Below are 11,423 nucleotides of genomic sequence, written 5' to 3'. Positions count from 1 at the left end.
CAAGAAGCTGGGTGGGCTTGGATGGCTTGGTTGTCTATTTGGTCGCGTCCAAGACCTCGGGGTCGATGTCGATGTATTTCCAGAAGTCGCGCACAAAGGTGTTGCGCCCATAGCCCAATACCCAGGGCTGGGCGATGTCGGTGTAGACGCGGTGCACATGCAGCTTGATCGGCATATAGGCGACGAGCAGCTTCTGTGCTTCGGTCATCAGCTCCAATCGTTCGGGGCCATTGGGCAGTTTTTTCTGGGCTTCGTACAAGGCGTTGTAGGCCGGCAGGTCAAAGCGGGCCTTGTTGGACTGGCCCTTGTTGGGCCCATAGCCCAAGGCCAAAAAGGTGTCGCCATCGGGTGCGGCCGCGCTCCAGCCGACACCCCACATCATCAGCTTGCCGGCGGTAGAGGCCTTCAGGTTCTCCGGCCATTTGGCGTGGCGGAACTTGATGCGCACATTGATCGAATCCATTGCCTTTTGCCACAGCTCGGCCAGCGCGCGCTTCTCGCCGTCTTGCTCGGTCGCGTATTCGATCGTCAGCGGGCTGCCGTCCGGCTGATCGCGCCAGCCGTCGCCATCGGCATCGACATAGCCATACAGATCAAGGAGGGCCTTGGCGCGAGCAATGTCGTGTTCGCTCATGGTCGTTTTCAAGGTCGGCTCGAAGCCAAACACGCCGGGGCTGATTGGGCCTTGCGCAGGGACAGCCTGACCGCGCCTTGGCAAGCGGATTTCCTTGTCGACATCGATGGCCAGCGCGATCGCGCGGCGCAGCGCAATCTTGTTCGGCGTGTAGCCGCCGACTACCGGGTCCTCCATATTGAAGTAGGAGATCGCCACGTCTGCACGTGCATAACGCACCATTTGCAGGCCCATCTTGGCCAGATTGGGCGCCAGCTTGTTGTTCGGGAAGGCAATCGGCGCGTACTCGGCCGGCACCTCTTCGACCATATCGGCCTCGCGCTGCAAAAACGACAGCCAGCGCGGCTGGTTCTCTTCGATGATGGCGATCTCGACCCGGTCCAGCATCGGCAGCTTGCGGCCCTGCAGCTGCGCCGCCTGCGCCACCAGGCGGGCGTTGTCGGCGGGCGGCTGCTCGTCGTAACGCAGATCGCGGAAATTCGGGTTCTTCTCCAACACCATGCGCGAGCTGCGCCGCCATTCGGTCAAGGCCCAGGCCCCGGTGCCGACCGGATGGTCCATGATCTTGTCGCCATAGCGCTCGACCACCTCATGCGCGACGGCACCCATGGTGGAGGGGTCGGCAAAATGATTGACGAAGCGAGGGTCGCCGGCCTCGGTGCGGACCTGGAAGCGGTAACGATCCAGCGCAGTCAGTCCGGCGACAGGGCGCTTGTAATCAAATGCGGTCTTGTTCTTGAGGGCTTCGCGGCGCAACTCGTTCAGCCCGGGAATGCGGGCGTTCTCGAACAGATAGAGATTGGGGCTCTTCCAGCGCGGGTCGAAATGGCGTTTCAGCGAATAGACATAGTCGGCGGCGGTGAGTTCGCGCTTTTTGCCTTCGAAGGCCGGATCATCATTGAAGTAGATACCGGGCTTGATGGTGAAGGTCAGCGTCTTGAAGTCGGCCGAGACCTCGGGCAGCGCGTCGGCCGTGGCCGCACGCAGCCGTACCGGGCGGGCCAGGTACTCGAATTGCAGCGGCGCTTCAAAGATGCCGGCGGCAATGATGCGCGAATAGAGATCGGAGATCTGCGCCGGGTCGAAGCCGGTCTCGGCGATCCGAAAGGCGTAGCGCAGCACCTTGGGCTTGGCCCCAGACTGCGACTGGGCGGCCTCGTCGGCACGCGCCAAGCCCGCCGCCTGCAGCATGGCCAGCGCGGCAGATATCAGCAGCAGGGCTTTGATCCGGGCTCGCAGCAAGATCGCACATCCTTGTTTGAACAAACAAACGCGCCTGCAGGCTTTTGGCCCCGGCGCGACAGAAATTTGGACAGGTCTTGCCGTTCAGATCGCTGACAGCAAGACGCAGGTACGGAGTCTACGGCCTGCACTGCCTCGCCGCCATGCAGTCGAACCCCAGGTCGGGGATCTTTGCTCGACCCTGGGCGCATCAAGCGAGCAGGACGGCGCGGTCTCGCCCCTGCTCCTTGGCTTGGTAGAGCGCCTGGTCGGCCCGGGCGATCAAGGTCGACGGCGTGTCGGCGGCCGCAATGGCAATGCCTATGCTCAAGGTGAGGATGGGCGCAATCGGCGAATCTTCATGCGGCAAAGCCAGTTCGTGCATCAGGCTGCGGATGCGCTCTGCCATCACCAAGGCGCCCGCCGCATCGGTCTCCGGCAGCAGCAGGGCAAATTCCTCGCCGCCGATGCGAGCCGCCATGTCGCCCTCCCGGCCGCGCGCCGATCCAAGCACCTGCGCCACCGCTGCCAATGCCCTGTCGCCGGCGGGGTGGCCGTAGCGGTCGTTGTAGCGCTTGAAGCAGTCCACATCGATGGTCAGCAGAGCCAGCTTGCGCTCACCACGGCTCTTGGTCGCGAGTTCCTGGGCGATCCGTTCGTCAAAGCCGCGTCGGTTGCTCAGGCCGGTCAGGGCGTCGGTCAGGCTCAAGCGCTGCAAGGCCTGAACCTGGGTTTCGATCAGACTAAGCAGGTGATTGACATGGCCCGACAAGAGGCCGAGTTCATCCTTGCCCTTGACCTTGATGCGGGTATTCCAGGTTTGCGCGTCGGCCAACTCGACCAACTGCCGGGTGAAGCGGCGCAATCGCCGAACCAGTAGCAGGTGAACGGCCAGAGCCAGCAGGCTGGCCGTGAACGCGCCCGCCCAGATCAGTTGGCGGCGCACCTGCTGAAAGACCAAGATGCCCTGCTCATGCACATCGCGGGAGACCGAAACGCCCAGCAGGGCGACGTTGCGCTTGAGCCTATCCTGCGCGAGGAACTCGAGATGGTAGAGCTTGGGCTCTTGGGTATGCCAGACATTCCCCGGCCCCAGCTTGCTGTCCGGCAGAAAGTCCGGCCAGAATTCCATGCCCGGCGTCGCTTCGCTGCGAGCTATCAGCTTGATGGCCAACTGGGTCTGATGCCTCAGCTTGGTGAGCATCGCGTCGTCAAACATTCTTGCCAGTATCAAGTTGCCGGCGAAGTCTCCGCTGGAGTCGCTGCGGCTGATGCGGGCCAAACAGGTCAGCATCAGGCCGGCCTCGCTTCTCATCAAGCCGCAGCCGGGGTCGAGCTTGGCGCCGCCGGCCAAGGCGGCATAGGGGCTGGATTGCAGGCGCGCCAGAGGCGGGCCGCTGGCGGGCGAGGCTGATTTGGCGCTGCTGCTGAATGACACCAATTGCCCTTGTTGGTCGTACACCATCACCAGCGCCAGACCGGCCGTGTCCAGCGCCAGTGGCCCGATGTTGTCGGACTCCCAGGCGGCATCGGGTTGCATGACATGGCGGTACATCTCGGTCCAGACCGCCCAGTCGCGCGTCAGGCTGTTCAGATGTTCGAGCTCGGCCTCGATGCTCTGCACGATGCGGCTCATATGCGAGGCCAGCTCGTTGCGTTCGATCGTGGCGTAACTGGCATTCAGGCTGCGCTGCAGCAAGCCAAGGCTGATCAGCCCCAGCAGGCCAAAGCTCAGAACAAAGGTCAGCAACAACTTGAACCGAATTCCCACGCCTGGCTCCCGATCGCCGGCTCGGCAAGCGAAGCCCGGGCCTGTGTTTAGTTCTTCGACAATCGGTCCAAGGTGTCCCGATCGACATCAATATACTTCCAGAAGTCGCGCACGAAAACGTTGCGGTTGTAGCCCATCACCCAGGGTTGGGCCATGTCGGTGAAGACGCGGTGCACCTCCATCTTGTAAGGCATATAGGCCACCAAGAGCTTTTGCGCCTCGGCCATCACCGCCTCGCGCTCGGGTCCATCGGGCAATGCTTTTTGTTTGTTGTACAGCGCATTGAAGGCCGGCAGGTCGAAGCGTGCCTTGTTGGCCTTGCCCTTGGCGCCGCCGTCACCGAGCGCCAGGAAGGTGTCACCGTCCGGCGCGGTGGCAACCCAGGACACCCCCCACATCTGCAGCTTGCCGGCGTTGGCAGACTTCAGGTTTTCCGGCCATTTGGCGGTCTTGAACTTGATGCGGATCTTCAGCCCATTCATGGTCTGCTGCCATTGCTCATTAAGCTGGCGGTTGGTGCTGTCGGGCTGGGTCGCATATTCCAGCTTTAACGCCGAGCCATCGGGCTGGTCGCGCCAGCCGTCGCCGTCTTGGTCGACATAGCCGTAGAGGTCGAGCAGGCTCTTGGCCTTGGCCAGGTTGTACTCGCCCATCTCGGATTTGAAATTGGCATCGAAGCCAAAGGTGCCCGGCGCGATCGGGCCATTCGAAGGCACGGCCTGGCCACGGCGCGCCAGGCGGATTTGCTTGTCGATGTCGGAACCCAGCGAGATTGCGCGGCGCAGCGCGATCTTTTCCGGCGTGTAGCCGCCCACCACCGGATCTTCCATATTGAAATAGGTGAAGGCCACATCGGCGCGCGGGTAGCGGGTCATCTGGATGCCGCGCTTGGCCAGATTCGGTGCCAACTTGTTGTTCGGCATCGCGATGGTGGCGAAGTCGGCCGGCACCTCCTCGATCACATCCTTTTCGCCATTCAGGAAGGACAGCCAGCGCGGCTGCGGCTCCTCGATGATGGCGATCACGACGCGGTCCACCATCGGCAGGCGCCGGCCCTGCAGCATGGCGACCTGAGCGGCCAGGGCCGGGTTGTCGGCGGGCGGGCTCTCGGCATAACGAACTTCGCGGAAATTGGGGTTCTTCTCCAGCACGATCTGCGAGCTGCGGCGCCATTCGCCCAGGCGCCATGCATTGGTGCCGACCGGGTGTTCCATGATCTTGTCGCCATACATCTCCACCACCTCGCGCGCCACCGCGCCGAGGAAGCCCGCGTCGGCAAACTGGTTGATGAAGCGCGGGTCGCCGACGCCGAGTTTGAGTTGGAACTTATAGCGACTCAGAACTTGCAGGCCTTCCAACGGGCGGTCGTAGTCAAACGGCTTCTTCGCCGCCATCAGCTCGCGGCGCAACTCCGATGCGCCCAGAATCTTGACGTTCTCCAGCAGGTAGAGATTGGGGCTCTTCCACTGCGGGTCGTAATGGCGCTTGATCGAGTAGATGTAATCGGCGGCGACCAGTTCGCGCTTCTTGCCGCCGAAGGCGGGGTCGTCACCGAAGAAGATGCCGGGCTTGAGCTCGAAGGTCAGGGTCTTGAAATCGGCCGACACCTCGGGCATGGCCACCAAGGTATTCGGGCGCAGCTTGGCCGGGCGGCGGTGGTATTCAAACTCCAGCGGCGCATCGAAGATGCCGGCCGCCACCGCCTTGGAATAACTGTCGGAGATCTGTGCCGGATCGAAGCCGGTCTCGGAGGCGCGGAAGGCGTAACGAAGAACTTTCGGCAGTACCTTGGTCTCGGAAGTACTGTTCGTTTCTTGGGCCAGCAAAGGCAGGCTGGTCAAGCCGAGCAGGCCAATCAGGTATGTGGCGGCTCGTATCAGGGTCGATCGCATCGCTTATTTTCTTCACTTCCACGGGGAGGGGCGCAGTCTAGTGCCTGCGTCTTGCCGGGCTTATGCCCAAATTGCATTGGCTTAGGCGACATGGGCTAGAAGCCCCATGAATTCTCGAAGTGTGAGTCAGTTTTACTCGAATCCGCCCCTCAATTGGGTGGCAGCCAAGGGCAAAACCCGGTAAGCAAGGGGGTCCAAAGCGACTAGACTCGCGCCAGTTTTTCTTTTCGCAAGCCTTGCGGGCCATCAGCCCGCCGGGCAGCATTTTTGTCGAATCTGCGACGTCTATCTTTACGGAGAACCAACAGCGATGCTGGCCTACCTATTCAGACGCTTGTGGCAAATGATCCCGACCTTGCTCGGCGTCGTGCTGCTGGTGTTTTTTCTCTTCAAGTTCTTCGGTGGTGATCCCGCCGAAATCCTCGGTGGCCTGAACGCCAGTGCCGAACAGATTGACGCGATCCGCGAGCAGCTCGGCCTGAACAAGCCGGTGCTGGAGCAGCTGTGGATCTTCATCAAGCAGATCATCACCTTCGACTGGGGCAAGAGCTGGGCGACCAATGAGTCGGTGGCCAGCCTCTTCAGCAGCCGCTTGCCGGCCACGCTGACCGTGATGCTGCCGATTCTGTTTCTGGAGATTTTGTTGGCGATCCCCTTTGCCTTGGCCGTCGCCTCGGTGCGCGGCAGCCTGACCGACCGCACGGTGATGATTCTGAGCACGGTGGCGGTGTCGATCTCGCTGCTGGTCTATGTGATCGTCGGCCAATATGTGTTCGCCTTCCGCCTGGGCTGGTTCCCGGTGCAGGGCTGGACCGACAGCGTCTGGACCAACCTGACCACCTATGCGCCGCTGCCGGTGATGGTGGCCGTTGCCGTGGCGATTGCGCCGTACACGCGCTTGTACCGGACCTTCTTCCTCGACGAGATCGGCCATGACTATGTGCGCACAGCGCGCGCCAAGGGCATGACCGAGGGCACGATTCTGCTCAAGCATGTGTTGCGCAACGCGATGATCCCGATCATGACGAATATCTCGGTGGCGCTGCCGGGCGTCTTCGTCGGCAGCTTCTTGCTCGAGGTGTTCTTCTCGATCCCTGGCCTGGGTCGCGAGATTCTGTTGGCCGTGAACCGCAGCGACTACCCGGTCATTCAGGCCTTTGCGATCTATATCGCCTTCCTGACCATGGTGGTGAATTTGATTACCGACCTGCTCTACAAGCTGGTGGATCCGCGGGTGGTGCTGAAATGAGTGCAGTGATTTCGAGTTCAAGTGTGCCCGCCAAGGGTGGCAAATCAGAGGGCGTCTGGGCGGCTTCCTGGCGCCGCTTGCGCACCGACAAGGTGGGCATGGTGTCCATGGTGATCGTGGCCTTCTTCCTCTTGATGGTGGCGGCCTCCAGCAGCGGCCTGATCGCCAAGAACTGGCAAAAAGAAGTCGGCGTGCCGAACGCGCCGCCGACCTTTGTTGGCCCGGCTCCGGCCGAGGCAACCGGTGCTATTCAAACGCCCAAGGGTCCGAATGTGGACCTCAGCGATATCGATCCGCTGGCTCCCCGCTACAAGGAATGGGAAGAGCGCGCCAAGACTTACAAGACCGAGGTGACGGTCAAGGCCGAGACGCTGCCGATGGGCGGTGACCGGCTGGGTCGCGATGTGATGTCCAAGGCAATCAAGGGCGCCGAGGTGTCGATTCTGGTCGGCGTGTTGGCGGCTGTCGTGGCCACCATCATCGGCGTCGTGCTCGGTGCGCTGTCGGGCTTTTTCGGCGGCCGCGTGGGCGACTTTCTGGAATGGCTTTACAACGTCTTCACCGCCATCCCGAGCATCTTGCTGATCTTCGCGTTTGCGGTGATCTTCGGGCGCGGCGTGATGTCGGTGGTGATGATTCTGGGTCTGGCCGGCTGGCCCGGCATTTACCGTTTGATCCGCGCCGAGTTCATGAAGCATTCGGTGCGCGAATATGTGCGCGCGGCGGAGGCCATCGGCGCTTCGCGTTACTCGCGCATGTTCAAGCACATCCTGCCCAACGTCTCGCATGTGGCGCTGGTGCAGCTGTCCTTGCATGTGGTGGGCTTCATCAAGAGCGAAGTGATCCTGTCCTATCTGGGCCTGGGTGTCGGCGTGGATCAGGTCTCCTGGGGCACGATGCTGAGCGAGTCGCAGAGCGAGTTGATCCTCGGCTATTGGTGGCAGCTGGCGGCCGTGACCGGCTTGATGGCCATCTTTGTGACCGCCTTTGCCTTGTTTACCGATGCGCTGCGCGATGCGCTCGATCCGAAGCTGCGCGGCCTGGAGTGATTTGAAAATGCTACTGAGTATTCAAGACCTCAAGGTCTCCTTCCGCATGGGCCGTGTCAACGGCGAAATGCAGCGCACGATGGCCGTCAAAGGCATCAGCTTCGACATCCCCGAGAACTCGACCGTCGCCTTGGTGGGCGAGTCGGGCTCGGGCAAGTCGGTGACGGCGATGTCCATCCTCAACCTGCTGCCGGATAACGCCGAGCGCGAAGGCAAGATCCTGTTCCAGGGTCAGGATTTGCGCCAGTGCACGCTGCGCGAGTTGCAGGCGATCCGTGGCCGTGATATTGCCTGCGTATTCCAGGACCCGATGACCTCGCTGAACCCGGTCTTCACCGTCGCCGCGCAGATCATGGAGCCGCTGATCAAGCATATGGGCATGAGCAAGAAGCAGGCGCTGGTGCGGGCCGAGGAGCTGCTGAATGAGGTCGGCATCCCCGAGCCCAAGCGCCGCCTGGGCAACTATCCGCATGAGATGTCGGGTGGCCAGCAGCAGCGCGTGATGATTGCCGTGGCCCTTGCCTGCAGCCCCAAGTTGCTGATCGCCGACGAGCCGACCACGGCGCTGGACGTGACGATTCAGCGCCAGGTGATGGAGCTGATGGCCAAGCTCAAAGAGACGCACAAGATGGCTCTTCTGTTCATCTCGCATGACCTCGGCGTGGTCGGTGAAATCTCTGACCAGGTGGTGGTGATGCGCCATGGCCAGATCCGCGAAAAGGCGCCCGTCGCCGAGATCTTCAGCAATCCGCAAGACAGCTACACCAAGGCCTTGCTGGCCTGCCGGCCCTCGCTGACCGAGAACCCGGCGCGGCTGATGGTCATCGATGACCATATCGCCGGCCTGACGGTCAATGCCGGTCAGGGCAAGGCCAAGGACCCGAATGCGCCGGTGATTCTGGAGGCGCGCGGTTTGAAGAAGAGCTTCTTCTTCAAGAGCGGCCTGTTCAGCCAGAAGGAATTCAAGGCCGTCAAGGAAGTCAACTTCAAGCTGCGCAAGGGCTATACGCTGGGCGTGGTGGGCGAGTCGGGCTCCGGCAAGACGACGATGGGCCTGACGTTGTTGCGCCTGCATGAGCCGACCGGTGGCGAGGTGCTGTTCGAGGGCAAGGACCTGCTTAAGATGAGCGGCAACGACTGGCAGAAGATGCGCCGCCGCATTCAGGTGGTGTTCCAGAACCCCTATGCCTCGCTGAACCCGCGCTTCACCATCGGCCAGACCCTGGTCGAACCGATGGAGATCCACAATATCGGCGCCAATCACGATGAACGCCTGGCACGCGCCAGCGCGCTGTTGAAAAAGGTCGGCCTGGACGACACGGTGCTGAATAAATACCCGCATGAGTTCTCCGGCGGCCAGCGCCAGCGGATCGCGATTGCGCGCTGCCTAACGCTCAATCCAGAGGTGCTGGTGCTGGACGAGGCGGTGTCGGCGCTGGACGTGTCGGTGCAGGCTCAGGTGCTGAATCTGCTGAAGGATCTGCAGGACGAGTTCGGCCTCAGCTATGTCTTCATCAGCCATGACCTGGCGGTGGTTAAGTTCATCTCCGACGAAGTGCTGGTGATGCAGAACGGCGATGTGGTCGAGCAAAGCGAGACCCAAGCCTTGCTGGCGAATCCGAAGCAGGAGTACACGCGCAAGTTGCTGGGCGCTGTGCCCAGAGGCTATCAAGGCCCGGTGCACGCAGCGGCTGCGGCGGCCTGATTCGGCTGACCGGCCGCGGGTCATTGCCGGCGCTGCGGGAGCAGCGCCGGCCTCACGACAGAAGCGCTTGACGACCATGCGCCCATTCAAATCCTCGCTATGCGCAGGAGCCACCGAATGGGCGCCGCTAAATGGGTTCATTTGTTCTCGGGCAAATGAATCAACCATTTTTTTGCTGATTTCCTCCGTTCCGCACGGCTGGCTCATCCAGTGAGCTAGCTCGACGCTAGGATGAGCTTGCTTCTGTCGCAAAGGCTTGGGCGGTCTAGGGCGAGATGGAATGCGCCGGCTAGCCCATAACTTTTTTCCACACAAACTACTGTACAAATATACAGATTGCGCCATAATTCGGCCAGCTCATTCAGGAGAACTCCATGGACGCCCCAGTCAAAACCGCCATCAACACCGAAAAGGCCAAGGCCTTGCAGGCCGCGCTCAGCCAAATCGAAAAACAATTCGGCAAGGGCTCCATCATGCGTCTGGCCGATGGCGAGGTGATTGAGGACATTCAGGTCGTCTCCACCGGCTCCTTGGGCTTGGACATTGCGCTGGGCGTCGGCGGCTTGCCACGTGGCCGCGTGGTCGAAATTTACGGCCCGGAATCTTCGGGCAAGACCACGCTGACGCTGCAAGTCATCGCCGAGATGCAAAAGCTCAGCGGTGTCTGCGCCTTCATCGACGCCGAGCATGCGCTGGATATCCAGTACGCACAAAAACTTGGCGTCAACTTGCAAGACTTGCTGATCAGCCAGCCGGACACCGGCGAACAAGCGCTTGAAATCGTCGACGCGCTGGTGCGCTCCGGTGCGGTTGACCTGATCGTGATCGACTCGGTCGCGGCGCTGACACCCAAGGCCGAGCTCGAAGGCGAAATGGGCGACTCACTGCCGGGCTTGCAAGCTCGCTTGATGAGCCAGGCCTTGCGCAAGCTGACGGCCACGATCAAGAAGGCCAATTGCATGGTCATCTTCATCAACCAGATCCGCATGAAGATCGGCGTGATGTTCGGCAGCCCCGAAACCACCACCGGCGGCAATGCCTTGAAGTTCTACGCTTCGGTGCGCCTGGACATTCGCCGCATCGGTTCGATCAAGAAGGGTGATGAAGTGATCGGCAGCGAGACCAAGGTCAAGGTGGTCAAGAACAAGGTCGCACCGCCGTTCAAGACCGCCGAGTTCGACATTCTCTATGGCGAGGGCATCAGCCGCGAAGGCGAGATCATCGACATGGGCGTGATCGCCAAGGTGGTCGAAAAGTCCGGCTCTTGGTACGCCTACAACGGCGAAAAAATCGGCCAGGGCAAAGACAATGCGCGCGAGTTCCTGCGCGAGAACCCGGATATTGCGCATGAGATCGAGAACAAGGTGCGCGACTCGCTGGGCGTGCCCTTGTTGGCGGGCAGCGCTGCGGCTTGATTAGTCATGTCCAGCTCTGCCTCAGATCTGAACTTGGTGCGGCGGTTCTGGGCGCTGTACCAGGCGCGCCAATGGGCTGCGGCCCAGGCCTTGCTGCACCCTCAGGCCGCTTGCCAATGGTGGGCGACATCGGAGCGTTTTGAAGGCGCCGAGGCGATCGTTCATGTCAACGCCGTCTACCCCGAGGGTTGGACCATTCATTTGCTGGAATTGAATGCGCTGGACTGCGGGGGTGACGCCACTGCCGCTCCGGTGGCAAGAAGGCGGGTTCATAGCTTGGTGCGGGTGGATCAGGCCGAACAGGCCTTTTATGCCAATAGTTTTTTTGGCATTGAGCAGGGCCTGATCGTGGCGATTGACGAATATTGGGCCGACGCACAGCCCGCGCCTGCCTGGCGCAAGCCCGGTGCGCTGCCGGGCCTGAAACGCATGAGCACCGACGATCGCGCGGGGCTCTCGCTCAAGCTTGACCTGCCCTGACTTGGCT

General features: G+C 61.5%; 8 protein-coding genes. 5 read left to right on the top strand and 3 right to left on the bottom strand.

All coding sequences use genetic code 11. The features are described 5' to 3' along the window. Positions 1-34: 34 nt before the first annotated feature. The 3 genes from LNV07_RS21705 to LNV07_RS21695 form a co-directional block, all read right to left on the bottom strand. A complete protein-coding gene (locus LNV07_RS21705) occupies positions 35-1,876 on the bottom strand; it encodes an ABC transporter substrate-binding protein (RefSeq protein WP_263573287.1) in 1,842 nt (613 codons plus the stop codon). A 190-nt stretch (positions 1,877-2,066) separates the two neighbouring features. After that, the gene (locus tag LNV07_RS21700; protein WP_263573286.1) at positions 2,067-3,626 is read right to left on the bottom strand and encodes a diguanylate cyclase domain-containing protein; all 1,560 of its coding nucleotides are present in this window, start codon (positions 3,624-3,626) and stop codon (positions 2,067-2,069) included. Positions 3,627-3,673: 47 nt separating this feature from the next. After that, positions 3,674-5,518, bottom strand: coding sequence for an ABC transporter substrate-binding protein (locus LNV07_RS21695; RefSeq protein WP_263573285.1), 1,845 nt, complete (start codon positions 5,516-5,518; stop codon positions 3,674-3,676). Positions 5,519-5,828: 310 nt separating this feature from the next. Between LNV07_RS21695 and LNV07_RS21690 the strand changes: the two genes are divergently transcribed. The 5 genes from LNV07_RS21690 (at position 5,829) to LNV07_RS21670 (ending at position 11,416) form a co-directional block, all read left to right on the top strand. Beyond that, the gene (locus LNV07_RS21690) at positions 5,829-6,767 is read left to right on the top strand and encodes an ABC transporter permease (protein ID WP_263573284.1); all 939 of its coding nucleotides are present in this window, start codon (positions 5,829-5,831) and stop codon (positions 6,765-6,767) included. Further along, positions 6,764-7,816, top strand: a complete 1,053-nt coding sequence (locus LNV07_RS21685) for an ABC transporter permease (protein ID WP_263573283.1) — start codon at positions 6,764-6,766, stop codon at positions 7,814-7,816. Before LNV07_RS21690 ends, LNV07_RS21685 begins: the two co-directional genes overlap by 4 nt. A gap of 7 nt (positions 7,817-7,823) precedes the next feature. Continuing rightward, complete coding sequence (locus tag LNV07_RS21680) at positions 7,824-9,521, top strand: ABC transporter ATP-binding protein (RefSeq protein WP_263573282.1); 1,698 nt, start codon at positions 7,824-7,826, stop codon at positions 9,519-9,521. 374 nt (positions 9,522-9,895) lie between these two features. Then, a complete protein-coding gene (gene recA / locus LNV07_RS21675; RefSeq protein ID WP_263573281.1) occupies positions 9,896-10,936 on the top strand; it encodes a recombinase RecA in 1,041 nt (346 codons plus the stop codon). Positions 10,937-10,942: 6 nt separating this feature from the next. Continuing rightward, positions 10,943-11,416 carry a nuclear transport factor 2-like protein gene (locus tag LNV07_RS21670; protein WP_263573280.1) on the top strand — a complete coding sequence of 158 codons (474 nt, stop codon included), beginning with the start codon at positions 10,943-10,945 and terminating at the stop codon, positions 11,414-11,416. Positions 11,417-11,423 lie beyond the last annotated feature (7 nt).

The organism is Roseateles oligotrophus (assembly GCF_025717515.1).
GTDB lineage: Bacteria > Pseudomonadota > Gammaproteobacteria > Burkholderiales > Burkholderiaceae_C > Paucibacter_A > Paucibacter_A oligotrophus.
The sequence above is the reverse complement of the archived record's forward strand: the minus strand, read 5'-3'. Positions and strand labels throughout refer to the sequence as shown.